The 24,680-nt window shown below is 72.3% G+C and carries 25 protein-coding genes; 9 read left to right on the top strand and 16 right to left on the bottom strand.

The genetic code is table 11. The features are described from left to right. Positions 1-6: 6 nt before the first annotated feature. From ACZ4U1_RS13330 to ACZ4U1_RS13315, 4 genes are all read right to left on the bottom strand, one after another. Positions 7-777 (bottom strand): ATP-binding cassette domain-containing protein, encoded by a 771-nt coding sequence (locus ACZ4U1_RS13330; RefSeq protein WP_467902860.1) that lies wholly within the window; start codon positions 775-777, stop codon positions 7-9. After that, entirely contained in the window at positions 774-1,817 is a 1,044-nt protein-coding gene (locus ACZ4U1_RS13325) for an ABC transporter permease (RefSeq protein ID WP_467902858.1), read from the bottom strand. The genes ACZ4U1_RS13330 and ACZ4U1_RS13325 overlap by 4 nt, the downstream gene beginning before the upstream one ends. Next, positions 1,814-2,818: a sugar ABC transporter substrate-binding protein gene (locus ACZ4U1_RS13320; RefSeq protein WP_467902857.1), complete on the bottom strand. Its 1,005-nt coding sequence runs from the start codon at positions 2,816-2,818 to the stop codon at positions 1,814-1,816. The genes ACZ4U1_RS13325 and ACZ4U1_RS13320 overlap by 4 nt, the downstream gene beginning before the upstream one ends. Positions 2,819-2,981: 163 nt before the next feature. Then, complete coding sequence (locus tag ACZ4U1_RS13315; RefSeq protein ID WP_467902936.1) at positions 2,982-3,719, bottom strand: GntR family transcriptional regulator; 738 nt, start codon at positions 3,717-3,719, stop codon at positions 2,982-2,984. 130 nt (positions 3,720-3,849) lie between these two features. Here ACZ4U1_RS13315 and ACZ4U1_RS13310 point away from each other — a divergent pair, with 130 nt between their 5' ends. Further along, positions 3,850-4,866, top strand: a complete 1,017-nt coding sequence (locus tag ACZ4U1_RS13310) for a Gfo/Idh/MocA family protein (RefSeq protein WP_467902855.1) — start codon at positions 3,850-3,852, stop codon at positions 4,864-4,866. 40 nt (positions 4,867-4,906) lie between these two features. On the opposite strand, the gene ACZ4U1_RS13305 is transcribed toward ACZ4U1_RS13310, so the two are convergent. The 3 genes from ACZ4U1_RS13305 to ACZ4U1_RS13295 all read right to left on the bottom strand — a co-directional run bounded on the left by ACZ4U1_RS13305 (position 4,907) and on the right by ACZ4U1_RS13295 (position 8,427). After that, a complete protein-coding gene (locus tag ACZ4U1_RS13305; RefSeq protein ID WP_467902853.1) occupies positions 4,907-6,100 on the bottom strand; it encodes a cytochrome P450 family protein in 1,194 nt (397 codons plus the stop codon). 71 nt (positions 6,101-6,171) lie between these two features. Beyond that, positions 6,172-6,852 (bottom strand): response regulator, encoded by a 681-nt coding sequence (locus ACZ4U1_RS13300; RefSeq protein ID WP_467902851.1) that lies wholly within the window; start codon positions 6,850-6,852, stop codon positions 6,172-6,174. A gap of 315 nt (positions 6,853-7,167) precedes the next feature. Continuing rightward, positions 7,168-8,427: a sensor histidine kinase gene (locus ACZ4U1_RS13295; RefSeq protein WP_467902849.1), complete on the bottom strand. Its 1,260-nt coding sequence runs from the start codon at positions 8,425-8,427 to the stop codon at positions 7,168-7,170. 201 nt (positions 8,428-8,628) lie between these two features. Between ACZ4U1_RS13295 and ACZ4U1_RS13290 the strand changes: the two genes are divergently transcribed. Further along, positions 8,629-8,832, top strand: a complete 204-nt coding sequence (locus ACZ4U1_RS13290; RefSeq protein WP_467902848.1) for a hypothetical protein — start codon at positions 8,629-8,631, stop codon at positions 8,830-8,832. Positions 8,833-8,856: 24 nt separating this feature from the next. On the opposite strand, the gene ACZ4U1_RS13285 is transcribed toward ACZ4U1_RS13290, so the two are convergent. The 6 genes from ACZ4U1_RS13285 to allB all read right to left on the bottom strand — a co-directional run bounded on the left by ACZ4U1_RS13285 (position 8,857) and on the right by allB (position 14,503). Then, the gene (locus ACZ4U1_RS13285) at positions 8,857-9,252 is read right to left on the bottom strand and encodes a guanyl-specific ribonuclease (RefSeq protein ID WP_467902846.1); all 396 of its coding nucleotides are present in this window, start codon (positions 9,250-9,252) and stop codon (positions 8,857-8,859) included. Between the two features lie 86 nt (positions 9,253-9,338). Beyond that, the gene (locus ACZ4U1_RS13280) at positions 9,339-10,247 is read right to left on the bottom strand and encodes a DMT family transporter (RefSeq protein WP_467902844.1); all 909 of its coding nucleotides are present in this window, start codon (positions 10,245-10,247) and stop codon (positions 9,339-9,341) included. Positions 10,248-10,369: 122 nt separating this feature from the next. Continuing rightward, a complete protein-coding gene (locus ACZ4U1_RS13275; RefSeq protein ID WP_467902842.1) occupies positions 10,370-10,996 on the bottom strand; it encodes a dihydrofolate reductase family protein in 627 nt (208 codons plus the stop codon). Positions 10,997-11,070: 74 nt separating this feature from the next. After that, on the bottom strand, positions 11,071-11,886 hold the full coding sequence (locus ACZ4U1_RS13270; RefSeq protein WP_467902840.1) for an AIM24 family protein: 816 nt from the start codon (positions 11,884-11,886) through the stop codon (positions 11,071-11,073). Positions 11,887-12,010: 124 nt separating this feature from the next. Then, the gene (alc, locus tag ACZ4U1_RS13265) at positions 12,011-13,126 is read right to left on the bottom strand and encodes an allantoicase (RefSeq protein ID WP_467902839.1); all 1,116 of its coding nucleotides are present in this window, start codon (positions 13,124-13,126) and stop codon (positions 12,011-12,013) included. Positions 13,127-13,165: 39 nt separating this feature from the next. After that, entirely contained in the window at positions 13,166-14,503 is a 1,338-nt protein-coding gene (gene allB / locus ACZ4U1_RS13260) for an allantoinase AllB (protein WP_467902837.1), read from the bottom strand. A gap of 273 nt (positions 14,504-14,776) precedes the next feature. On the opposite strand from allB, the gene ACZ4U1_RS13255 reads away from it, so the two are divergent. Beyond that, positions 14,777-15,574, top strand: coding sequence for an IclR family transcriptional regulator (locus tag ACZ4U1_RS13255; RefSeq protein ID WP_467902836.1), 798 nt, complete (start codon positions 14,777-14,779; stop codon positions 15,572-15,574). Positions 15,575-15,672: 98 nt separating this feature from the next. Beyond that, positions 15,673-16,089 carry a DUF6234 family protein gene (locus ACZ4U1_RS13250; protein WP_467902834.1) on the top strand — a complete coding sequence of 139 codons (417 nt, stop codon included), beginning with the start codon at positions 15,673-15,675 and terminating at the stop codon, positions 16,087-16,089. Positions 16,090-16,121: 32 nt separating this feature from the next. Here ACZ4U1_RS13250 and ACZ4U1_RS13245 read toward each other — a convergent pair whose 3' ends face one another. Then, on the bottom strand, positions 16,122-16,454 hold the full coding sequence (locus ACZ4U1_RS13245; protein ID WP_467902832.1) for a DUF5955 family protein: 333 nt from the start codon (positions 16,452-16,454) through the stop codon (positions 16,122-16,124). A gap of 145 nt (positions 16,455-16,599) precedes the next feature. Between ACZ4U1_RS13245 and ACZ4U1_RS13240 the strand changes: the two genes are divergently transcribed. Both ACZ4U1_RS13240 and aceB read left to right on the top strand, forming a co-directional pair. After that, entirely contained in the window at positions 16,600-17,208 is a 609-nt protein-coding gene (locus ACZ4U1_RS13240) for a nucleotidyltransferase family protein (protein WP_467902831.1), read from the top strand. A 184-nt stretch (positions 17,209-17,392) separates the two neighbouring features. After that, positions 17,393-19,018, top strand: coding sequence for a malate synthase A (gene aceB / locus ACZ4U1_RS13235; protein ID WP_467902830.1), 1,626 nt, complete (start codon positions 17,393-17,395; stop codon positions 19,016-19,018). Positions 19,019-19,075: 57 nt separating this feature from the next. Here aceB and ACZ4U1_RS13230 read toward each other — a convergent pair whose 3' ends face one another. Continuing rightward, on the bottom strand, positions 19,076-19,996 hold the full coding sequence (locus tag ACZ4U1_RS13230; RefSeq protein WP_467902829.1) for a HipA family kinase: 921 nt from the start codon (positions 19,994-19,996) through the stop codon (positions 19,076-19,078). A 181-nt stretch (positions 19,997-20,177) separates the two neighbouring features. On the opposite strand from ACZ4U1_RS13230, the gene ACZ4U1_RS13225 reads away from it, so the two are divergent. Both ACZ4U1_RS13225 and ACZ4U1_RS13220 read left to right on the top strand, forming a co-directional pair. Then, complete coding sequence (locus ACZ4U1_RS13225) at positions 20,178-20,825, top strand: nitroreductase family protein (RefSeq protein WP_467902828.1); 648 nt, start codon at positions 20,178-20,180, stop codon at positions 20,823-20,825. 87 nt (positions 20,826-20,912) lie between these two features. Continuing rightward, positions 20,913-21,410: a MarR family winged helix-turn-helix transcriptional regulator gene (locus ACZ4U1_RS13220; RefSeq protein ID WP_467902826.1), complete on the top strand. Its 498-nt coding sequence runs from the start codon at positions 20,913-20,915 to the stop codon at positions 21,408-21,410. A gap of 97 nt (positions 21,411-21,507) precedes the next feature. Here ACZ4U1_RS13220 and ACZ4U1_RS13215 read toward each other — a convergent pair whose 3' ends face one another. Then, the gene (locus ACZ4U1_RS13215) at positions 21,508-23,031 is read right to left on the bottom strand and encodes an IucA/IucC family protein (RefSeq protein ID WP_467902824.1); all 1,524 of its coding nucleotides are present in this window, start codon (positions 23,029-23,031) and stop codon (positions 21,508-21,510) included. Positions 23,032-23,159: 128 nt separating this feature from the next. Between ACZ4U1_RS13215 and ACZ4U1_RS13210 the strand changes: the two genes are divergently transcribed. Further along, complete coding sequence (locus ACZ4U1_RS13210; protein ID WP_467902934.1) at positions 23,160-24,674, top strand: IucA/IucC family protein; 1,515 nt, start codon at positions 23,160-23,162, stop codon at positions 24,672-24,674. Positions 24,675-24,680 lie beyond the last annotated feature (6 nt).

Below are 24,680 nucleotides of genomic sequence, written 5' to 3'. Positions count from 1 at the left end.
GCGTCTTCAGGTTCGCTGCAGTTCGTGGACCAGAGCGTCCAGGTCGGCTCCGCCCGCCATCTGCTTCGTCAGCTCGTCCAGCGTGATCTCGTCCCGTGTGTAATTGCCCACCATCGTGCCTCTCCTCAGGAGCACGAATCTGTCGCCCACCAGGTACGCGTGATGCGGATTGTGGGTGATCAAGACAACACCCAGGCCCTCGTCCCGTGCCGCGGCCACATATTTGAGGACCACACCGGACTGCTTCACACCCAGTGCAGCCGTCGGCTCGTCCAGCACGAGGACCTTCGCGCCGAAGTGCACCGCCCTCGCGATGGCGACGCACTGGCGCTCGCCACCCGACAGGGTGCCGATGGGCTGGTCGACGTCACGGAGGTCGATGCCCATGCGCAGGAGCGCCTCGCGGGTGGTGCGGCGCATGAGGTCGGTGTCGAGGCGCTTGAAGGGGCCGGCGCCCCTGCGGGGCTCGGAGCCGAGGAAGAAGTTGCGCCAGACCGGCATGAGGGGGACGACGGCGAGGTCCTGGTAGACCGTGGCGATGCCCCGGTCCAGGGCCTCGCGCGGGGAGGAGAGGGTGGTCTCCTCGCCCTCGATGCGCAGGGTGCCGCCGTCGTGCCGGTGCAGGCCCGCGATCATCTTGATCAGCGTCGACTTGCCCGCGCCGTTGTCGCCGAGGACGCAGGTGATCTCGCCCGCGTGGACCTCCAGGGAGACGCCCTCCAGGGCGCGGACGGTGCCGTAGTGCTTGCTGACGTCGGTCAGCTCCACGAGTGTCACTTGGTGGCCTCCGCGCGCTTGCGGACCCAGGCGTTGAGCAGGGTCGCGAGGAGCAGCATCGCTCCGAGGAAGAATTTGAACCAGTCGGGGTTCCACTCGGCGAAGACGATGCCCTTGCTGGTCATGCCGAACAGGAGGGCGCCCACGGCGGAGCCGATCGCGCTGCCGTGGCCGCCGGTGATCAGGCAGCCGCCGATGACGGCCGCGATGATGTAGATCAGCTCGTTGCCGACGCCCTCGCCGGACTGGACGGCGTCGAAGGAGAAGAGCAGGTGCTGGCCGGAGATCCAGGCGCCGAACGCGACGCCCATGTAGAGGCCGATCTTGGTCCGGGCGACCGGCACGCCGACCGCGCGGGCCGCGTCCTCGTTGCCGCCGACGGCGAAGATCCAGTTGCCGGTGCGGGTGCGCAGCAGGATCCAGGAGGCGAGGGCGACCAGGCCGAGCCACCACAGGATGGTGACCTTGACGTCGACGCCGCCGACGCCGATCGTCGAGGCGAAGACGGCGTGGGCGCTGGGGAAGCCCTCCATGTCGGCGATGGTCTTGGTGGAGACGGTGCCGTCGATCAGCTTGGTGAAGCCGAGGTTCATGCCGGTCAGCATCAGGAAGGTGCCCAGCGTGATGATGAAGCTGGGCAGCTTGGTGCGGGTGAGCATGAAGCCGTTGAAGGCGCCGATGGCCAGGGTGACCAGCAGCGACACGCCGACACCGACCCAGGTGTTGGCGGTCATCTGGTAGCTGAACATCGAGGAGACCAGCGCGGAGGACGTCACCAGGACGCCCGCCGAGAGGTCGAACTCGCCGCCGATCATCAGCAGGGCCACGGGTACGGCCATGATGCCGATGGTCGAGGAGGCGTACAGGACCGTGCTGAGGCTGGAGGCGCGCAGGAAGCCGTCGGCGGCGAAGGCGAAGAAGACGAAGACCGCGAGGGCGCCGACCGTCGAGCCGAGTTCGGGGCGGGTGAGCAGCTTCCGCAGCGCGGAGGTCTGCAGAATCCTTTCGTCCAGCAGCTTCTCGTCCGTGACCGCGCTCATCGGGTGCCCCGCTCGGTGTACTCCGCGAGGGCGGACGCCTGGTCCCTGGTGATGATCTGCGGGCCGGTCAGGACCGGCTTGCCGCCGCCGAGGACGTCGCCGTTGTACTTGTACAGCCACAGCAGGTCGACGGCCTGGTAGCCCTGGAGGTACGGCTGCTGGTCCACGGCGAAGCCGAGGGTGCCGTCCTTGAGCGAGGCCGCGACCTTGGCGTTGAGGTCGAAGGTGTCGATCTCGGCTTTGCTGCCCGCGTCCGTCTTCGCCTTCACGGCGGTGTCGGCGTAGGGCGCGCCCAGGGTGACCACGGAGTCGATGGACGTGTCGGCCTGGAGCTTGGCCTCGATCGCGGACTGCACGTCGGGCATGTTGGTGCCGTTGACGTAGAGCTTGCGCAGGGTGCCGCGGAAGGTCTTGGCGACGCCGTCGCAGCGCTGCTCGTGGCCCACGTTGCCCTGCTCGTGCAGCACGCACAGGGCCTTCTTCCTGCCGCGCTTGTTCAGCTCCTCACCGACGGCCTCGCCGGCGATGGTCTCGTCCTGGCCGATGTGGGTGAGGGCGCCGAAGGCCTTGGACTCCTCGGAGCCGGAGTTCACCGTGATCACCGGGATGCCGGCCTTCTCGGCGCGGGCAACGGCGGCCTTCATGGCGTCCGGCTTGGCGAGGGTGACGATGATGCCGTCGACCTTCTTGTCCACGGCCGCGTCCACCAGCTGGGCCTGCTGCTGGGCCTCGTCGTCGTGCGAGTACAGGAAGTTGATGTTGTCCTTGACGGCGGCCTGCTCGGCGCCGCTCTGCACGATGTCCCAGAAGGTGTCGCCGTCTCCCGAGTGGGTGATCATCGCGAAGGTCCAGCGGGGGGTGTTCACCGCCGCCCTGCCCTGGGCGGCGGCGGCCTTGCGGGCGTCCTCCGCCCGCTTGCCTCCGGTGCTGCTGCACGCCGCCAGGGACACGGAGAGTGCCCCCGCCAGCGCTATGCCTACCCAGGTCCGAAACCGTGCCACGAGGCCGTGCCCTTCTTGCTGTGTCCATCCATACGCAAGGGGCCGTCGATCGCATCAGCGGCCCCAAACGCTCCAGTATCGAACACGAGGAACACACGTGACATGACCGGGGAGCCCCGGGCGGTCGCATTGTCCGGACATTGCGACGAAGCGGGGCAGCCGATCAGGGACGTACGAGCAGCTGGAACTCGAAGGAGTAGCGGCTCGGGCGGTAGGTGTGGTCGCCGAACTCGACCGCGCGGCCGGTGTCGTCGTACGTGGTGCGCTGCATGGTCAGCAGCGGGGCCCCCTCGGCCTCGCCGAGCCGCTCGGCTTCGGCGGCCGTGGCGCCGCGGGCACCGATGGACTGGCGGGCGCTGTGCAGGGTGATCCCGGCGGAGCGCATCAGCCGGTACAGGCCGGTGGCCTCCAGCTGGTCGGTGTCGAGGTCGAGCAGACCGGGCGGCAGGTGGTTGATCAGGTACGCCATCGGTTCGCCGTGCGCGAGGCGGAGCCGCTCGACGCGGTGCACGTCACTGCCCTCCACGACCCCGAGGGCGGCGGCGACCGCTGCGGAGGCCGGGACGACCGTGTTGACCAGAACCTTCGTCGCGGGGCGCTGGCCGGCCGCCTCCAGGTCGTCGTAGAGGCTGCTCAGCTCCAGCGGACGCTTGACCTGGCTGTGCACGACCTGGGTGCCCACACCGCGGCGCCGGACGAGGAGCCCCTTGTCCACGAGGGACTGGATGGCCTGGCGCACGGTGGGCCGGGACAGACCGAGCCGCGCGGCCAGCTCGATCTCGTTGCCCAGCAGGCTGCCCGGGGTGAGGCTGCCGTGCTCGATGGCGGCTTCCAGCTGCTGGGAGAGCTGGAAGTACAACGGCACCGGGGAGCTTCGGTCCACACGGAGGTCGAGCGACACGGTCGGGTCCACATCTGGTTTCGGCACGGGCCCGAGCGTAGTCCGGTGCCCGGTTGACGGGAAGTTGTGTAGTCCGGTTGTCCGGACATACACATTGACAGCGTACGGGGTCCGCCCTCACTTTGTTTCCATGCGCATCGGGGTCATCGGTACGGGCCGCATCGGCACCCTTCACGCGAGGACGCTCAGCCGCCACCGCGAGGTCGGTTCCCTGATCCTCACGGACGCGGACCCGGCGCGGGCGCAGGAGCTGGCGCACCGGCTGGGCGAGACGGCGGCGCCGGGCGTGGACGAGATCTTCCGGTGGGGCGTGGACGCGGTGGTGATCACCACGGCGACGCCGGCCCACGCCGAGTACATCGGCCGGGCGGCCCGCTCGGGCCTGCCGGTCTTCTGCGAGAAGCCGATCGCACTGGACCTGCTGGGCACGCTGCACGCGCTCGCCGAGGTGGAGACGGCCGGGACGGTCCTGCAGATGGGCTTCCAGCGGCGGTTCGACGCGGGCTACGCCGGCGCCCGGGAAGCCGTCCGCGCCGGCCGGCTCGGACGGCTGCACACCGTGCGGGCCATGACCTGCGACCAGTCCCCTCCCCCGGCCGAGTGGCTGCCGCTGTCCGGCGGGCTGTTCCGGGACACGCTGATCCAGGACTTCGACGTGCTGCGCTGGGTGACGGGCCGTGAGGTGCGCGAGGTGTACGCCACCGGCTCGGACCGCGGGCCCGCGATGTTCCGGGAGGCCGGGGACGTCGACACGGGCGCGGCGCTGCTCACGCTGGACGACGGCACCCTGGCCTCGACGACGGCGACCCGGCTGAACGGCGCCGGCTACGACGTCCGCATGGAGCTGGCCGGGGAGCGCGACACGGTCGTGGTCGGCCTGGACGACCGTACGCCCCTCGCGTCCACCGAGCCGACCGGTCCACCGCCCGCGGACAAACCGTGGACGGGGTTCCTGGAGCGGTTCGGCCCCGCCTACGAGGCCGAACTGAACGCCTTCGTGGAGGTCGTGCGCGGCGAGCGGCCCAACCCCTGCGACGGCCGGGAGGCGTTGCAGGCCCTGCGGATCGCCGAGGCCTGCGAACGCTCCCGCCACGAGCGGCGCCCGGTGCCGCTCGCGGAGATCCCGGGCGGCGGTCAGCCGGCGTAAGGCTGCCGAGGGGCGTACGACGGCTGCCCGGGCGCCCGGCTCACACCCGCTGCCAGCGCACCGGCAGGCTTCTGACGCCCCGCATGAGCAGTCCCGGCAGCCACTCCCCCGGTTCGCCGTCCAGGACGAGACCGGGAGCGCGTTCCAGGAGGGTGCCGAGGGCGATCCTGCCCTCCAGGCGGGCCAGGGGTGCGCCCAGGCAGTAGTGGATGCCGTGGCCGAAGGCGAGGTGGCCGCGGGTGTCGCGGCGGATGTCGAAGCGGTCCGGCTCGGCGTACCGGGTGGCGTCACGGTGGGCGGCGGTGAGGCCGACCAGCACGCCCTGGCCCTGCCCTATCCGGGCGCCGGCGATCTCCAGGGGTTCGGCGGCGTACCGGTAGGTGGCGTTCTGCACCGGGCCCTCCCAGCGCAGCGTCTCCTCCACCGCCGCGTCGAGGAGGGTCGTGTCGGCGCGCAGGGCCGCCAGTTGGGCGGGGTGGGTGAGCAGGGCGAGGACCGCGTTGCCGATGAGGTTCACCGTGGTCTCGTGGCCGGCGATGAGCAGCAGGTAGGCCAGGCCCCGTAGCTCCTGCGCGGAGAGCCGGTCGCCGTCCTCGGCGGTGGTGCGGATCAGGTCGCTCAGCAGATCGCCCGTGGGCCCGGCGCGGCGCTTGTCCTCGATCAGCTCGGTGAGGTACTCGGCGAGGCGGACGGTCGCGGCGCGCTCGCTGTCCTCACCGGTCGGCGCGACGACCTCCGTGGAGATCTTCCGGAACTCCGCGCGGTCCATCTCGGGGACGCCGAGCAGCTCGCAGATGACCGTGATCGGCAGCGGGTAGGCGAGGGAGTCGATGAGGTCGGCGCGGCCGCGCGGCAGCATGTCGTCGAGCAGTTCGTCGGTGATCTGCTGGATCCGGGGGCGGAGTTGCTCGACCCGGCGCATGGTGAACGCGCGCGCGACCAGGCTGCGCAGACGCGTGTGCTGTGGGGGGTCGGCCGTCAGCAGGTACTTGCCGATCAGCTGCTCGTCCAGCGGCACCTCGCCGATCTTGGTGGTGTCCTTGGCCAGCCGGGGGTCGGCGAGGGCGGCCCGCGCCTCCTCGTACCCCACGACCAGCCAGGTCTCCCAGGGTCCTCCCGGCGTGGCCAGCCGGACCCGGTGGACGGGGCCCTGTTCGCGCAGCCGTGCGTAGACCGGGTGCGGGTCCCGGCGGAGCGCGTCGCCGTGCTCCGTCAGGTCGATCACTGGTTCCATGTCCTCCCCTTACGGACAGCCCCGAGGTCCCGGACAGCTGCCGGTACCCGGACAACGCGCACGGCGTCCGGCTAGTGCCCGCCGTCGCCGTCCAACAGCCCCGCGTCGTAGGCGAGGAGGGCGATCTGGACCCGGTTGTCGAGGCCGAGTTTGGCGAGGATGCGCGAGACATGGGCCTTGACGGTGGCCACGCTGATGAAGAGTTCGGCGGCGATCTTGGCGTTGGCCAGTCCCCGGCCGACGGCGACGGCGACCTCGCGTTCGCGGTCGTTGAGGACGGCGAGCCGTTCACGCGCGCGGGTCTGCCGGGAGTCGGCGGCGGTACCGGCCGCGTGCCGCATCAACTGCCGGGTGACGGCGGGCGACAGGACCGGGTCGCCGGCGGCGACCCGGCGCACGGCGTCGACGATCTCGGCGGGCGGGGTGTCCTTCAGCACGAAGCCGGCGGCTCCGGCGCGCAGGGCGTGCAGCACCTGTTCGTCGGCGTGGAAGGTGGTGAGCACCACGACCTGCGGTGCGTCCGGCCGCGCGCGCAGCCGCCGCGTCGCGGTGATCCCGTCCACCGCCGGCATCCGGATGTCCATCAGCACGACGTCCGGCCGGACCCGCCGCACCAGTTCCTCGGCCTCCGACCCGTCGGCCGCCTCCCCCACGATCTCGATGTCCCCGGCCCCTCCGATCATCAACGCCAGACCGGCACGTACGAGGGGGTCGTCGTCCACGAGGAGCAGTCTGATCGGCGTCGCAGTCATGGGGTTACGTAATCACGGGCGGGGAGCGGGACGGGACGAGCGGTCCGGATGAGGAGGTGTGGGACCCGGGCTCGGAAGGAACGCTCCGGAACGGGGTGCGCACGCCCGCGTGCACGACGGGAGGGAAGCCCGGGGTGCACGCCGACGGTGGCGGTGACAGGAACACGCGTGCCCCGCCCGGAACAGGACACCGGGCTGCACGGCGTCGGCCTCCGAGGCACCGCGCGCGCGGGTGCGTGGCCGCACCGCGGTGGTGGCTGGTGGCACACGCGGGTGTGGGGGCCGGGTCGAGCGGTGTGCCGGTGGTGGCGGTCCTCAGGGCCGCGGCCACGGCAGCCGCCCCCGTACCTCGAAGCCCCCGTCGGGCCGCACGCCGTGGTGCAGGTGGCCGCCTGCCAGCGTGGCGCGTTCCGTGAGGCCGATCAGGCCCTGGCCGGAGCCGGGGACGGGCGGTACCTCGGCGGGCGGGGCGGGGTTGGTGACCGTGACGGTGAGGCCGTCGCCGGGGGTGCCGGTGAGGCGGAGGGTGACCTCGGTCCCGGGGGCGTGCTTGCGGGCGTTGGTCAGGGCCTCCTGGGCGATGCGGTAGGCGGTGCGGCCGACGGAGGCGGGTACGGCGCCCGGGTCGGCGACGCGATGGTCCAGGGTGACCTTCATGCCGGCCTCGCGGCACTCGGTGACGAGGGCGTCCAGCGCGGCGAGCGTCGGCTGGGGACGCCCGCCGGACGTCTCCTCGGCCTCGCCGGCCCGCAGCACGCCGATGATCTCCCGCAGGTCCTGCAGGGCCTCGTGGGCGCTCTCCCGGATCACCCCGGCGGCCCGCGCGATCTCCTCGCGGGGCGCGTCCGGCCGGAACTCCAGGGCGCCCGCGTGCACGCTGAGCAGGGTGAGCCGGTGGGCGAGCACGTCGTGCATCTCGCGGGCGATGGCCTCGCGGGCCAGCCGCTGCGCCTGCTCGGCCCGCAGCCGGGCCTCCGTCTCGGCGTGCCGGGCGCGGTCGCGCAGGCTCAGCACGAGCTGCCGCTTGGACCGTACGAACATGCCCCAGCCGACCATCGCGGCGGTGAGCAGCACGCCCGAGGCGACCGCCCCCACGTACGGCACGTCGGGGTCGGGCCGCAGCCGGAAGAAGACCGGGAGCAGCGCCACGGAGGCCCCGCCGACCCAGGCCACGTACCGGAAGGGCCGGTGCACGGCGAGCGTGAACAGGGCGACCACGCCCGCGCCGCCCGCGGTGTTCGACAGGAAGGCGACCGGCACCATCGCCACGGCGAGCCCGACCGGCCACCGGCGCCGCAGCCACACGGCGGCGCAGGCGAGCGCGCCCAGCACCTGGTCGAGGGCGGCGTAGCCGTCCGGGAGGTCCTCGTGCCGCAGGGTGTCCGCGCTGAGCAGGCCGATGAACACGGCCAGCAGGAAGCAGAGGAAGTCGACCACCCAGTCGCGCGCCGTGCGCCGGGGCCGTCGGCCGGAGGCCGCGGCGTCCGGGTCCAGTTCGTGGACCAGCGCGGAGGGGAACAGCCACCGGCGGCCCGTGATCTCCTTCGGGGCCGGCGCCCTCTCGTCTGTGCTCACGATCGGCAAATCTACGCACCGGCGGCGCCGTTCCGTCGTTCCGTGCCCGCGATCGCCTACCGGTCGACCGCAATCATCGACCAAAGTCGCACCGCGGTGGACTTTCGGCGACCGACCGCCGACGCGGGGACAGCCTTTCGGCAGCGTGCGCTCGCCCCGCGGCCGATGTGTGGGGGGAGGCCGCGGGGCGAGAGTCGTGCCATGAAGCGTTTGCTGGAGTTCCTCGGGTTTCTCGCCCTGACGCAGGGCACGGGCGGTCTGGTGTACGAGATCACGGGCAAGGTGCGCTGGGGCATCACCCAGCAGTGGAGCATCCTCGACGGCTACGAGATCTACGCGAGCATCGCGTTGGTGGTGCTGGCGCTGGCCATGTTCGCCGCCGCCGAGAGCCGCAGGCCCGGCTGACCCGCGGCCCCCGGCGGCGGTGGGTCAGCAGCCGTAGTCGATCAGGTCGAAGGTGGCGTAGTGGTCGGCGGTGTAGTAGTCCTCCTGGTTCTCCTCACCCGTGACGATGCGGCGGGCACCGCGGGTGGAGGAGCCGGGGGTCTTGACCGTGTACTCGTGGTAGTAGCCCGTCGGCTGGCCGGGCAGGACGCCCTCCCGGTTCTGGAAGACGCTTCCGTCCTGCGAGTAGGGGAAGGGGCCGCCCTGGGCGATCAGCCGCAGGGTGTCGTAGGCCTGCGACGGCAGGTCGCCGTAGCAGACGCTGCCGACCGACGCGGTCGCGGCGTCCGCCGTCGTGGCGGTGACGGTGCCGCCCACGAGGAGGGCGGACAGGAGTGCGGCGGCGGCGCCGATGCGTGTGGCGCGTGGGGGGAATCTCATGCTCCTCATGATGACGCGCGTAGACGTTGGCATGTCAACGTCAAGGTTGAAGATTTTCCCATCAAGCCCGAGGAGTTTTCAGGGAGTTAACCTGCCGTCCGGCGCCCCCACGCGGTCCCCACGAGCACCAGCGCGCCGCCCGCGAGCCCGAGCGCGCCGAGCCGGTCGCCGCCCAGCGCGATACCGGCACCGGCGGCCCACAGCGGCTCGGTGCCGAGCAGCAGGCTGACCCGGGAGGGCGAGGTACGGCGGACCGCCCACATCTGTACGAAGAAGGCGAACACCGTGCACAGCACCGACAGGAACAGCAGCCCCGCCCACTGCCGCGCACCGAGCCCCGTCGCGACCGTCCACGGCGCGGGGCCCCCGCCGGCGGCCGCCAGCAGGGCGAAGACGGCGACGGCGGTGCCGAGCTGCACCGTCGTCAGCGGCAGCGCGCCGGCGCCCTGCACGGCCCTGATCCGGGACATGGCGAGGACGTGCAGGGTGCGGGCGAGGGCGGCGAGCAGCATCAGCAGGTCGCCGAGGGAGGGCCGGGTGAACCCGGCGCCCTGGGTGAGCAGGACGACGCCCAGCACCGCCAGGGCCGCCGCGCCGAGGAAGGCCGGCGTGGGCCGGGTGCGGGTGACGGCGGCCTCGGCGAGCGGGGTGAGGACCATGGTGAGGCTGATGATCAGTCCGGCGTTGGTCGCCGAGGTGTGCACCACCCCGTACGTCTCCAGCAGGAAGATCCCGGCCAGGATCAGCCCGAGCAGGGCCGCGCCGCGCCACTGGGCACCGGTGAGGGCGCGCAGGGCCCGGCGGCCGGCGAGGGCCAGGGCGGGCAGCGCGAGCGCGAACCGCAGCACCAGGACGGCGAGCACCGTCCGGGCGGTGGTGATCTCCTTCGCCGCGAGGTAGCTGGCGCCCCAGCAGACGGCGACGAGCAGGACGGGCAGGTCGGTGTGCCAGGCCCGGCGGGGTGCGAGCGCGGCGGGCACGGCGAGCGAGGACATGGGCGCGGTTCTCCCGGTCTCCGAAAGGGGTGCGGAGACTTCGGCGGCTCGCGCGGGGCGCGCTCACCGTACCGGTGAGGACGATCTTCGGCCAGGGTTTTCCCACGCCCCCGGCATCGGGGCTAGCCCTCCTCGGGCAGGTCGTAGGAGCCGTACTCCGGGCTGCCCGCCACGTCGTACGTCTGGAGGGAGATGCCCGAGCCGGTGACGCGGCCGGAACGGTGGGTGAAACGGGTGGGGACCGTACCGTCCGGGAACAGGCGGCGGCCGGCGCCGAGGACGACCGGGAACGTCAGCAGGTGCAGGGTGTCGACGAGCCGCAGGTCCAGCAGTGAGCGGAGCAGGACGCCGCTGCCGTGGATCTGGAGTTCGCCGTCCGTGCGCTCCTTCAGGGCCGTGACCTCCTTGGTGAGGTCGCCCGGGACGACGGTCGTACCGGACCACCCGGGTGACTGGAGCGTCGAGGAGACGACGTACTTCGGGAGCGTGTTGAGCGGGCCCGCGACGGGGTGGGCGGGGTCGGTCACCTTCGGCCAGTAGGAGGCGAAGATGTCGTACGTACGGCGGCCGAGCAGGAAGCCGCCCGCGCGGGCGAAGGACTCGGTGACGAACCGGCCGAAGTCGTCGTCGGCGTGCGGGAAGCTCCAGCCGCCCTGTGTGAAGCCGTCGCGGGTGTCCTCCTCGGGGCCGCCGGGCGCCTGGTAGACGCCGTCGAGGGTGACGAAGATCGTGGAGACGAGCGTGCCCATGGCGGGTGCCTTCTTCCGGGTGCGGGGTCTGCTGTCATCGGTGCAGACCCCGCGCCCGCCCGCAACTCATCGGTTCAGCCGGCGTGGGTGGAGAACAGTCCGCCGGTCGGGCCCTGCTTGTCGCCGCCCTGGGCCTTCTTCAGGGCGTTGGCGAGGCTCTCGATGGTGAGGGACTGCAGGATCACCCGGCCGTTGCCCTCCAGGGTGGCCAGGGACAGGCCCTCGCCGCCGAACACGGCGTTCATGATCCCCTGCCGGTTGAGGCCGCCGACCCGCTGGACGCCGTACTGGATGCCCTCCTCGAAGGCGACCACACAGCCGGTGTCGACCTCGATACGGCCGCCGAAGTCCGCCGGGTTCAGGTCGATGAAGTTGCCCGCGCCGGCGATGATCACCGTGCCGTGCCCGGTGAACTTCTCCAGGATGAAGCCCTCGCCGCCGCTCATGCCGGTCCGGCCGCCGGCGAAGGCGATGCCGAAGTCGACGGTGGACTCGGCGGCCACGAAGGCGTCCTTCTCGGCGAACCACGCGCGCGTGCCGTCCAGCTCCAGGGCGCGCATCTCGCCCGGGAGGACGCCCGCGAAGCCGACGGTGCCCTCGCCGCCCTGGGCGGTGAAGTACTGGAAGGCGAGCGACTCGCCCGCGAGCATGCGCTGGCCGACCTGCATGGCGGTACCCATGGCCTGGCGGAGCAGGCCGCCCATGCCGCCGCCCGAGCCGCTCTGCTGCTGCCCGCCGCTGCCGGACGGCCCGGACAGCCGCGTCTCCATGGTCACGTTCGTGGTCTTGAACAGGAACTTCCCGGCCTCGCAGTACACGGTCTGGCCGGGGTTCAGGTTGACGACCGCCATCTGCATGGCGTTGCCGACGATCTCTTGCTTAAGGGTCACGCGGAAACAACGCGAGAGGTGGAGGGAAGAGTTCCGGCAGCTCGGAACAGGGGTCCGTACGGGTGACGCGTGGGGCGCCCCGGTGCTGTCCAGCCGGGGCGCCCCACGCGCGCGTGGACGGGGATCAGCCGCCCAGTTCCTGGTGGCGGGCGGCGAGGCCGCTCGCGCCCTGCTCGGTCAGGGAGCCGAACAGGCGCAGCCGGGAGATGCCGCCGTCGGGGAAGATGTCGATCCGCGCGTGGGTGCCGACCGCCGGCTCGGGCAGGACGAAGCGGTGATCGGTGTCGGGCTGGAGGCGGGTGCGCGGCAGGATCTCGGTCCACTCGCCCTCCTCGCCGTCCTTGACGGAGACCGAGGCCCAACCGGCGCTGTTGCCCTTGAGGTAGGCGGTGTCGATCTCGATCGCGCGGATCCGGGACTGGGCGGCGAGCCGGTAACGGATCCAGTCGTTGCCCTGGTCACGGCGGCGGCGGGTCTCCCAGCCGTCGTCCATCTTGCGGGAGCGGCCCGGCTGGATGGTGTTGGTGGCCGGGGAGTAGAAGAGGTTCGAGGCGTCCTCGACCTGGCCGCCGTTCTCCAGGGCGACCACGTCGAAGGTGCCGAGCACCGCCAGCCACTGCGGGTCCGGGACGACCTCGCCGTGGACGCGCAGGCGGGCGATGCCACCGTCGGGATGCTGGTTGACGCGCAGGTGCGTGAAGCGCTGCTCGACGGAGACGGCGAAACCGTTCGCCGCGTGGCCGCCGACGGCCGTGCGCGGGACCAGGGTCGTCCACTTCACGTCGTCGCCGAGCAGTTCCTCCGGGGACGGCGAGCCGGGTACGGAGGTGCCCTCGATGGAGACGGCCTGCGGGTAGTTGCCGCGGAAGTGGGCGGTGTCGACGACGATCCCGCGTACGACACCCGGCGCGCCGAGGCGGACCAGCGCCCAGTCGTGGTCCTCGGCGGTCGGCCACGGGTGCTCGGCGGAGGTGCCGCGCCGGCGGCGGGTCTCCCAGCCGTCCATGATCTTGCCCTTGTGACCGAAGTGCTCGGGGTCGAACTCGGCCCGCTCGGGCACCAGCAGGTTCTCCCGCTGGGCGAAGAACTCGTCGTTGGCGGCGATGACACCGGCGCCGAGCTGCCGGTCGGCGAGGTTGGCGTACTGGGTGAAGGGGAAGTCGGCGGTGCGGTAGTCCGCGTACGGGTCGCCGCCTCCGTAGGGGTTCGCGTCGCCGGTGAAGCTGGGTATCGCCGTCACGGTGATCAGTTCTTCCTTTCGAAGCTCGGTGGGTGGGATTCAGTCGGTCCGGCTGAGCAGGGTGCCCTTCGGCTCGGTGAACTCGCCGTCGGCGACGATGCGTTCGCCGCGCAGCCAGGTGGACTTCACGACGCCGTACAGAGTCCTGCCGGCGTAGGCGGTGACCCGGTTGCGGTGCTGGAGGCCGGCCGGGTCGACGGTGAAGGTCTCGTCGGGGGCGAGGACGGCGAAGTCGGCGTCGCGGCCGGCCTCGATGGCGCCCTTCCGGGTCAGGCCGACCAGGCCGGCGGTCCGCGTGGACATCCAGCGGACGACGTCCTCCAGGGTGTGACCGCGCTTGCGGGCCTCGGTCCATACGGCGGACAGGCTGAGCTGGAGGCCGGAGATGCCGCCCCACGCGGTGGCGAAGTCGTCCGTCTTCAGGTCGGCCGTGGACGGCGAGTGGTCGGTGACCACGCAGTCGATGGTGCCGTCGGCGAGGGCCTCCCAGAGGAGGTCCTGGTTGGCGGCCTCGCGGATGGGCGGGCAGCACTTGAACTCGCTGGCGCCGTCCGGGACTTCCTCGGCGGTCAGGGCGAGGTAGTGCGGGCAGGTCTCCACGGTGATGCGGACGCCCTCGGCGCGGGCGTCGCGGATCAGCGGCAGGGCGTCGCTGGAGGACAGGTGCAGCACGTGCACGCGCGCGTTCAGCCGCCGGGCCTGCGCGATGAGGTTCGCGATGGCGGTGTCCTCGGCGTCGCGCGGGCGGGAGGCGAGGAAGTCGGCGTACCTGGGGCCGCCGTGCTGCGGGGCGGCGGCGAGGTGGTGCGGGTCCTCGGCGTGCACGATCAGCAGCCCGTCGAAGCCGGCGATCTCCGCCAGGGACTGGGCTAGCTGGTCCTGGTCGAGGTGCGGGAACTCGTCCACGCCGGACGGGGAGAGGAAGGCCTTGAAGCCGAAGACGCCGGCGTCGTGCAGCGGGCGCAGGTCCTTGACGTTGTCGGGCAGGGCGCCGCCCCAGAAGCCGACGTCGATGTGCGCCTTGTCGCGGGCCACGTCCTGCTTGGTCCGCAGGTGGTCGACCGTGGTGGTGGGGGGCAGGGAGTTGAGCGGCATGTCGATCAGGGTGGTGATGCCGCCGGCCGCCGCCGCGCGGGTGGCGGTCCAGAAGCCCTCCCACTCGGTGCGGCCCGGGTCGTTGACGTGCACGTGGGTGTCGACCAGGCCGGGCAGCAGGACGTGGTCGCCGACGTCCTCCAGCCGGGCCGCGGCCGGGACCTCGGCGTCGTAGGGCAGGACAGCCGTGATCTTCCCGGCGGAGACGGTGACGGTGGCGGCCCGCGTCCCTTCCGGAGTGATCACGCGCGTGGAGCGCAGCACCAGTTCAGCCTCGGACACCCGAACCCCTCTCTCTACCGCCGTTTTACGTCCAGGAAACGGGATTTACACCCACGTAACGGATTTCAACGTTCTGTTGAAGGAGTCTTCACTCCCGCTTCCCCGCCGTCAAGAGGCACACTTCCGGGCAGGGCGGAGGGAGCGCCCACTCTGGACGTTTCCACAAAGCGGAATTAGAATTCCAGCAGGCAGAACGTAGCTATGTACAAGCCGGGAGTCAACCGACTGCCGGGTAGGCTTCTGCCCTCCCGCCAGTCCCGAAAGGAACGCGCCGTGCCGACGTCCAGCGCCAGCACCACCGACTCCGCCAAGCCCTCCGCCGCAGGCGGGGTGCAGTCCCTGGAGCGCGCCTTCGACCTGCTCGAGCGGATGGCGGACGCGGGCGGCGAGGTGGGTCTGAGCGAGCTGTCCGCGGCCAGCGGGCTGCCGCTGCCCACCATCCACCGGCTGATGCGCACCCTGGTCGCCTGCGGCTACGTCCGCCAGCAGGCCAACCGGCGGTACGCGCTCGGCCCCCGGCTGATCCGGCTCGGCGAGTCCGCCTCCCGGCTGCTCGGCACCTGGGCGCGGCCGTATCTGGCCCGGCTGGTGGAGGAGACCGGCGAGACGGCGAACATGGCGCTGCTCGACGGCGACGAGATCGTGTACGTGGCACAGGTGCCCTCGAAGCACTCGATGCGGATGTTCACCGAGGTCGGGCGGCGGGTGCTGCCGCACTCCACCGGCGTGGGCAAGGCGCTGCTGGCCGGCGTGCCGGACGACGAGGTGCGGGCGCTGCTGGCCCGGACGGGCATGCCGGCCGCCACGGAGAAGACCATCACCACGCCGGAGGGGTTCCTGGCGGCGCTGGCGGACGTACGGCGGATGGGATACGCCGTCGACGACAACGAGCAGGAGATCGGGGTGCGCTGCCTCGCGGTGTCCGTGCCCGACTCCCCCACGGCCGCGGCCGTCTCCATCTCCGGACCGGCGGGGCGGGTCACGGAGGCGGCCACGGAGAAGATCGTGCCGGTGCTCCAGCAGATCGCCCGCGAACTGTCCGCGGCGCTGGCCAGCCAGAACCACGGCTGACCGAGCCGGAGCCGGTCCAGGGCCACCGCGGCTTCCCGACCCGGGCTGAGTACCCGTACTCATGTGCCTGCCCCGCCCGTGAGGGCAAGGTGGCGGGCATGGACCTGCCCACGGCTCCGCCGGCCTTCGACGCCACCGAGGGCCCCGGTCCGCACCGCCGCGCCGACCGGGGTGCCGACATCGGGGCCGGGTGCGGACTGGTGCTGCTGGAGCTGATCGCCCTGGTGGTGATCTTCGGACTCTGGTGGCTGTCCTGGTTCAACCTCGACCCGGCCGAGACCGTCACCGCCGACTCACTGTGGGGCTGTCTGGCCGCCGCCGGCGGAGTCGGGGTGCTCGCCGTCGCCGCGGCGGCGGTCGCCGCGCGGGCCGGGGCCGTCGTGACCGTCGTCAGCCAGACCGTCATGGCCGTCCTGGTCTGCCTCGTCGTCTTCGGCGGGGCCGCGGCGCAGTCCCACCAGAACCAGGTGTGCCGTGACCTGCCGTCGGCGTCGGGCTGCCCGACGGACGGCTAGGGCGTCTCGTTCGGATCAGGTCGGACCCGGGCTCATCCGAACGGAACCCCCTGGTTCCGGGGCGGCTCGCCGAACAGGTCCACCGCGTCGCGCACCTGCGACAGCCCCCGGGCCAGTGCGCTCATCGAGCCGATCGCGCCGGCGATCAGCAACAGGGAGCTGCGCAGGCGCGGGATCTCCGGCAGGCCGCCGGCGGCCATCGCGGCCAGGGCCGCGAGTTCGTCCTCGGCTATCGCCCGGTCGGGGAAGTCCGCCGGTAACGCGGCGAGTTCGCGGCGCAGCCGGGACACCGCGGTCCGCAGTTCCGCCACCCTCGCGTCCTCGTCGCTGCCGGTCACTGGCCTCTGCCCCAAGCTCTGCAACACAGCCCTCCCCCCTGGCACGCCCTCGTGCGCGGGCCAGTAAACGCCACCCCGTGCGGGAGCGCCACAGCGCGGACCGAAATTCAGCCCAACGGAATCCGCGCCGGAAAAAACGGCCGGCTCCGGCGCCGTCGGGTATGCAGGACCCATGACGGACAACCAGGATCTCCAGGCCGAGGTCGCGGGGCTGCTGCTCGCCGCGGGCGGCGGCAGACGGCTCGGCGGGCGCCCGAAAGCACTGCTGCCGCACCGGGGACACCCCCTGGTCGAGCACGCGGTCGGGGTGCTGCGCGCGGCCGGGTGCGGGCGGATCCACGTGGTGCTGGGCGCCGCTGCGGCCGAGGTGCGGGCCCGCGCCGAGCTGGGCGGCTGTGTGCTGGTGGACAACCCGGACTGGGCGGAGGGCATGGGCTCCTCGCTGCGCGCGGGCCTGGCCTCGCTGGCCGGTACGGGGGTGCGGGCGGCCCTGGTGAGCCTGGTCGACCAGCCCGGCATCGGACCGGCCGCGGCGGCCCGGGTACTCGGCGCGTACGAGGACGAGAAATCGCTGGTCTCGGCCGCCTACGACGGGGTGCGCGGCCATCCGGTGCTGTTCGGCTCGGCGCACTGGGCGGGCATCACGGAGACGGCCACCGGCGACCGCGGGGCGCGGGACTACCTGAAGGCGCATGCGGCGGGGATCCGGCTCGTGGAGTGCGCGGACGTCGCCGAGCCGTACGACATCGACACCGAGGCCGACCTGAGCCACCTTGAGTGAACGGGGTGGCACCGAGCGCCACCTTGCCTCGACCCAGAGAATCTCGACATCAACAAACCATTGAACTTCCACGATGAGGAAACTACTATCCACTGATCAGAAGCGTCCGACCGCACAGTGGGCGCTCACTGTCCTATTCGTGCCACTTGGCACTAGGTGCCACCGCTGAAGGAAGTGACAGCTCATGTCCGCACCAGCGCCGTCCCCGCTGGCCATCGTCGACGCCGAGCCCCTGCCCCGGCAGGAGGAGGTCCTCACGGACGCGGCGCTCGCCTTCGTGGCGGAGCTGCACCGGCGGTTCACCCCGCGCCGTGACGAACTCCTGGCCCGCCGGGCCGAGCGCCGCGCCGAGATCGCCCGCACCTCCACGCTCGACTTCCTGCCCGAGACGGCCGCGATCCGCGCGGACGACTCCTGGAAGGTCGCCCCGGCCCCGGCCGCGCTGAACGACCGGCGCGTCGAGATCACCGGCCCCACCGACCGCAAGATGACCATCAACGCGCTCAACTCGGGCGCGCGGGTCTGGCTCGCCGACTTCGAGGACGCCTCCGCGCCCACCTGGGAGAACGTGGTCCTCGGCCAGCTCAACCTGATCGACGCCTACACCCGGAACATCGACTTCACCGACGAGCGCACCGGCAAGTCCTACGCCCTGCGGCCCAGCGAGGAGCTGGCGACCGTCGTCATGCGCCCGCGCGGCTGGCACCTGGACGAGCGGCACCTGGTCGACGCCGACGGCCGTGCCGTCCCCGGTGCCTTCGTCGACTTCGGCCTGTACTTCTTCCACAACGCCCAGCGGCTGCTCGACCTCGGCAAGGGCCCCTACTTCTACCTGCCGAAGACCGAGTCCCACCTCGAAGCCCGCCTGTGGAACGAGGTGTTCGTCTTCGCCCAGGACTACGTCGGCATCCCGCAGGGCACCATCCGCGCGACCGTCCTGATCGAGACGATCACGGCGGCGTACGAGATGGAGGAGATCCTCTACGAACTGCGCGACCACGCCTCCGGGCTGAACGCGGGCCGCTGGGACTACCTGTTCTCCATCGTCAAGAACTTCCGTGACGGCGGGTCGAAGTTCGTCCTCCCGGACCGCAACGCGGTCACGATGACGGCCCCGTTCATGCGGGCGTACACCGAACTCCTCGTCCGCACCTGCCACAAGCGCGGCGCGCACGCGATCGGCGGCATGGCGGCGTTCATCCCGTCCCGCAAGGACGCCGAGGTCAACAAGGTCGCCTTCGAGAAGGTCCGCGCCGACAAGGACCGCGAGGCGAACGACGGTTTCGACGGCTCCTGGGTCGCCCACCCCGACCTGGTGCCGATCGCCATGGAGTCCTTCGACAAGGTCCTCGGCGACAAGCCCAACCAGAAGGACCGGCTGCGCGAGGACGTCCACGTCGAGGCGGCCGACCTGATCGCGATCGACTCGCTCGACGCCAGGCCGACGTACGCCGGTCTCGTCAACGCCGTCCAGGTCGGCATCCGCTACATCGAGGCCTGGCTGCGCGGGCTCGGCGCGGTCGCCATCTTCAACCTGATGGAGGACGCGGCCACCGCCGAGATCTCCCGCTCGCAGATCTGGCAGTGGATCAACGCCGGTGTCGAGTTCGAGAACGGGGACAAGGCCACGCCGGAGCTGGCCCGCAAGGTCGCCGCCGAGGAACTGGACGCCATCCGCAAGGAGATCGGCGAGGAGGCCTTCGCGGCCGGGCACTGGCAGGAGGCGCACGACCTGCTGCTGAAGGTGTCCCTGGACGAGGACTACGCCGACTTCCTCACCCTGCCGGCGTACCAGCAGCTGCACGGCTGACCGCCACGGCCACGCACGGGCCCGGGGCTTCCCCCGGGCCCTTCCGTCGTTCCCGGCTCACCCCAGGTGCGCCGACCAGTCCTGTTCCGCCGCCGGTTTGCCGTGCAGGTCGGGGACGCGCTTGAGCCAGTCCGGGCGGCCCGCCTGGGTCTTCGCCGCGCGGGCCGCCTCCTCGGCGGCGAGCTGTTCGCGGCTCGGGAAGTCGGTGGGCAGCCACTCGGCCGAGAGCCGGAGCCGGTCCAGCAGATAGCCGACGTAGGCGTCCCGGACGTCGTCGGGCGTGGCGAACCCGGCGTCCTCGGCGAGCCAGGCGTCCGGCACCTCGGCGACGATCCCGCGCAGCAGCTCCTCCGTGACCCGGGGCGCGAGCTCCGCGTCGGCGGCGCGCACGTCGGGGCCGTAGTGGCCGAGGGCGTGGTGCCGGAAGTCGTACCTGCGGCCCGGGGCCGTGGTGTCCCAGCGGTGGTGGAAGACGAGGGCGGCGCCGTGGTCGATGAGCCACAGCCGCGGGGGCACGGTGCCGAGCGTGGGCCACACCATCAGGTTGGAGCTGTGCACCGTACGGTCGACGTTGACGGTCAGCGCGTCCAGCCAGACGATCCGGCCGGCCTCCAGCGGGTCCACCGGGAAGCTCCGGGCGATCTCCGGGGTGAAGTCCCGGGCGCCCGGCAGATAGTCCATGCCGAGGTTGACGCCCGCGCTGGCGCTGTGCAGCTCACGCACCTCCTGGTGCGGTTCGGCGGCGGCGATGTCCGGGTCGAAGTGGACCAGGACCAGTTCCGGGAAGCGCAGGCCGAGCGCGCGGGCGAGTTCCCCGACGATGATCTCGGCGACCAGCGCCTTGTGGCCCTGCGCCGAGCCCGTGAACTTCACGACGTACGTGCCCAGGTCGTCGGCCTCCACGACGCCGGGCACGGAGCCGCCGGAGTGCAGGGGGGCGACGTAGCGGGCCGCGGTGACCTCCCTCAGCGGTGCCATGCCGATCCCCGTCCCTTCCGAGCAGCCCGAAGTGAGCATAGTAACCGAGCGTGACAGCGGACGAGGGGTGCGCCCGAGTCGCCAGGCCCGACACCACTGACGCCCGGAAACCGCCCATCCCCCATATCGTCTTGGCTTCAATCATTTGACACCAGATAATTTTGCTCCTACGGTCACGCCCATGACCCTGGACCTGACACCGGATCAACTCCTGTCCACCACAAGGGCCGTCCGCAAGCGCCTGGACTTCTCCCGGCCGGTTCCGCGGAAGCTGATCGAGGAGTGCGTGGACCTGGCCACCCAGGCGCCCACCGGACGCAACCGGCAGCGCTGGCACTTCCTCGTCGTCACCGACGAGGACCGGCGCACGGTCGTCGCCGACATCTACCGCCGCGCCGTGGCCGCCGGCGGCGGAGCGCCGGTGAACGCCCGCGACCTGCGCCGCATGAACACCCACCCCGGGACCATGGAGCGCATCTTCGACGGAGTGCAGTACCTGTACGCGAACATCCACCGGGTTCCGGCCTTCGTCGTCCCGGCGGTGGAGGGCCGCACGGAACGGGCGTCCGTGCTCGACCAGTCGATGACCTGGGGATCGATCCTGCCGGCCGTGTGGAGCTTCATGCTCGCGGCCCGCGCCCGCGGCCTCGGCACCTGCTGGACGACCGCCCAGGGCCCGCTGGAGCGCGAGCTGGCCGAGGCGCTCGGCGTGCCGTACGACGAGGTCATGCTCGCCGCGTTCCTGCCGCTCGCCTACACCGTCGGAACCGACTTCAAGCCCGCCCGCCGTATCCCGCGCGACGAGGTACTGCACTGGGACACCTGGTAGACGTTAGAGTTGAGTTTTCGGGATATGTAGTCGCGCAGATATTCTTCGCACCTCCTATGGCGAAGGCGTGCAGGGACGAGGAAGCCGATGACCACCAAGCCGCCACGCGCCCGGCGTACTTCGCCGAGCAGGGACGCCGGGGACACAGCCCGCCGGCGCTACTTCGCCACACTGGCCGTGAACCGCCCGGACATCGCGATGTGCCGGGCCACCACCGTGGTGGCGCGCGCCGTCGAGGCCGGACTCACCGAGTACGACGTCACCGCGGCCCAGCATCTGGTGCTGAAGATGCTCAGCGACGTGGGCCCCTGTTCGCAGCAGGAGCTGAGCGAACAGCTGCGCATCGACCGCAGCGTGATGGTGGGCTGCATCGACGGCCTGGAGGACTCGGGCCTGGTGCGCCGCGAGCGGCACCCCAAGGACCGGCGGGCCAACGCGATCACGCTGACCCCGGAGGGGCTGGTCGCCCTGGCCGAGGTCGAGAGCGGGGTGCCGCGGCTGCTGGACCGTGTCTTCCAGGCCCTCACACCCGCCGAGCGCAAGACACTGGCCCGCCTGGCCGCCAAGATCCTCGAAGTCGGCTGAGCGGGCGCGAGAAGTCCGTCCACGAGCCGGTCCGGGACGCCCGCCGCAGCATCCCGCGGCGCGCACATGCCCATGCCCATGCCGCCCGGCGTGCGGATCAGGCGTCGGCCAGCGGGTTCGGCAGGGGCAGGTAGCGGGCGTCCGCCCCGTCCGCGCCGGTCCAGCGCAGCAGCAGGTTGGTCTTGCCGGGCAGGGTGGGCGCGGTGAGCAGGGCGGGGATCTCGGGCAGGTCGTGCCGGGCCAGTTCGCGGCGCGCGGCGGGCCACGGATCGAGGCCGGGATGGTGGTCGACGAGGGCGCCGGCGATCTCGATGAGGTGGTTGACGACCAGGCAGTACACCAGCCGCTCCCAGCCGGCGGCCCGGGTCACGTCCGGCAGCAGCTTGGCGCCCTCGGCGTCCCGGAACAGGGCCTGCACGGGCGTGCCGGCCGCGTCCACGGCGACGAGCGTGTTCTGCAGGTGGGCCTCCAGCACCACGCCGTGAACGTCGAACGCGGTCAGGGCGGGCGGCACGACCTGCCGTAGGTACGCCTCCCACCAGCCGCCCGGGTCGGTGGCGTCGGCCAGCGGGCTGCCCTCGAAGCCCTCGGCGAGCCCCGCGGCCAGCAGCGGGGTGGCGCCCGGCAGCAGGTGGCCGCGCAGTCCGTCGCGGACCAGGACCGCCAGCTCCTCGAAGGCGAAGGCGGCGGTGCGGTAGCCGCGGTCGCTCAGCCAGGCCGCGGGCGGTCCCATCGCCGCGAAGGCGTGACCGGCGGCCGTGTCGGTACGGCGGAGTCTGCGCAGGTCGTGGCGCCAGAGCCGGCGGATGTCGTTGGTGATGCGGACGTCCAGGCTGAACTTCAGGAACAGGTCGCGGCGCGGCTCGTACACCGTGCGGACGGCGGCCGTCGGCCAGGCGTCGAACCCGGTCGTGGCGAGCCGCAGCAACCGGCCGTCGGCGAACGCGGGGGCGAGGTCGCGGGCGACGAGATCGAGCTGCCAGGGGTGGGCGGGCAGCAGCCGGTAGCCGGGCGGGGCGGTGCCGAGGGCGTCCAGGGCCCGGGTGTCGCCCTCCTCGGCCACCTGGTCCTCGCGGACGCCGAGCAGCACCAGCGGGAAACGGGCGTGCGCCTCGGGGGCGTACGGCAGCCAGGACGCGACCGGGCCGCCGCCGCGGGCCTTGGGGGCCGGGTGGTAGGGGTGGCCGGTGAGCAGGGACTGCTCGGAGCGCAGATACGGGTCCGCGGGTGCCGTGGCGCGGGCGCGGGCGGTGAGCAGGGCGGCGATCGCCTCCCGGCTGTCGATCATCTCGGCGGGCAGGTCACCGCCGGGCAGACCGGTGTGCCGGCGCAGCTCCTCGGCGACCAGTTTCACCAGCTCGGGGTGGCCGATCCGGCGCCAGGTGCCGTCCGTGCACACCTCGGGGTCGGTGGGGCGCCGCCCGGCGCGCACCCGCAGCAGCCGGCCGTCCGGCAGCCGGTGGACGCGGTGTTCACCGGCGTCCGGGAGCGGCTCGGCCACCTCCCGCAGCAGGCAGTTGAGCAGGGGGGCGGCCGCGTAGGCGTCGGCGCGGCGGCCGACCGAGCCGGTGGGAGGTGTGCGGCCGGCGCCGGTGGGGGATGTGAGGTCCACGCGATCCATTCGTTCTTCGTCCAGGGGCCCGCGGTCTTCCCCGCGCACCCGGGTGCGCTCCGCGGGAGCCGGTGACGATCAGTATGGCTGCCGTCCCGGACAATCGTGCCGTGCCCCGTGTACCCGAGGAGCCGACCGTGCACCGTCCCCCCACCGCCGAGGCCGAGATCGCCGAGGAACTGGCCGCCGTCCGGCCCGGCCTGCTGCCCCGGTACACGGCGGAGCTGCCCGGCGCCCGCGCCGCCGTACTGACCCGGCTGTGGCGGGCGCTGGCCCATGAGCCGCTGCCCTGGCTCACCGGCCGGGTGTCCGGGGCGCACGGTCTCGCCCTGCGCCTGGCCGACGGCCGGACCCTGCACGGGCCGCACGCGGACCCGTACGCCACGAGCGCGTACGTCACCGCCGTACGCCTGGACCGGGAACGGTACGACGATCCGGCGCGGCTGATGACGGCGCTCGGGGTGCCGCACGGACCCGCCTTCGCGGCGGAACTGGCGCACAGCGTGGCCTCGCTGGCACTGTCCCGGGCGGGCGCGGATCACTCGAAGGAGTGGCCGGAGCTGGGGTGGGAGTGGGAGCAGCGGGTGGTCGACGGGCACCCGTTCCACCCCAACTGCCGCTCCCGGCCCGGTTTCTCGGCCGCGGACCAGCTGGCGTACGGCCCCGAACACGGCCCGGTGGTGGAGCTGGGGACCGTACCGGTACCGGCGGCCGACTGCCTGCTGTCCGGCGACTGGCCGGCGGAACTCCGAGACGGTGACCGCCTCTTGCTGCCGGTGCACCCCTGGCAGGCCACGCACGTACTGGGGCGCTCGTACGACCCCTGGCGCGCGGCCCGGCCGCTGATGTCCCTGCGCACCCTGGCGGTGCCCGGCGGTCCGCACGTGAAGACGGCCCTCAGCGCCCGGCTGACGTCGTCGGTGCGGGACATCTCCGCGTACGCGGTACGGTCCGCCGCGGCCCTGTCCGACTTCGCCGAGGAGCTGGCGGCACACACCGAAGGTCTGCTCCACATCACCCGCACGCTGGGCGCGGCCACGGCCGACTCCCCCGACCTGGCCGCCCTGCTGCGGGAACCGCCGGAGGTGTACGCGGCACCGGGTGAGCGCGTCGTACCGGTGGCCGCCCTCGCCACCACGTCCCTGCCCGACTGCCCCGCCTGGCTGGCCGCGTTCACCCGGCTGGCGCTCACGGTGGGCCTGCGCCTGCTGGATCTCGGCGTGGCCCTGGAGGCCCACGGCCAGAACCTCCTGGCCGTCCTGTCGGCCGACGGCACCCCGCTGCGCCTGGTCTACCGCGACCTGGCCGACATCCGGATCAGCCCCGCCCGCCTGACCCACCACGGCATCACCCCACCCGCCCTCACCGGCCGCCTGATCACCGACGACGACACCGCCTTGCGCCGCAAGCTGTTCGGCTCGCTGGTGGCGGGAGCACTGGCGGCTACGGCGGGTTCGGGGCCGGCGCTCAGCACCGCGCTCGCCAGCGCCCTGCCGGACCTCGCGGACACCCCCGACCTCCTGGCACTGCGTCACAGCCCGCTGCCCTCGAAGGCGCTGACCCTGATGCGGCTGTCCCCCGGGACCCCGGGTGACCTGTGGGCTTCCCTGCCCAACCCGCTCGTTTTGGAGGGTGACCCGTCTGATCAATAAGATCCG

Source organism: Streptomyces sp. NPDC028928 (assembly GCF_055564915.1).
Note: the sequence above shows the minus strand (reverse complement) of the source record. Positions and strands in the feature narration are given on the sequence as shown.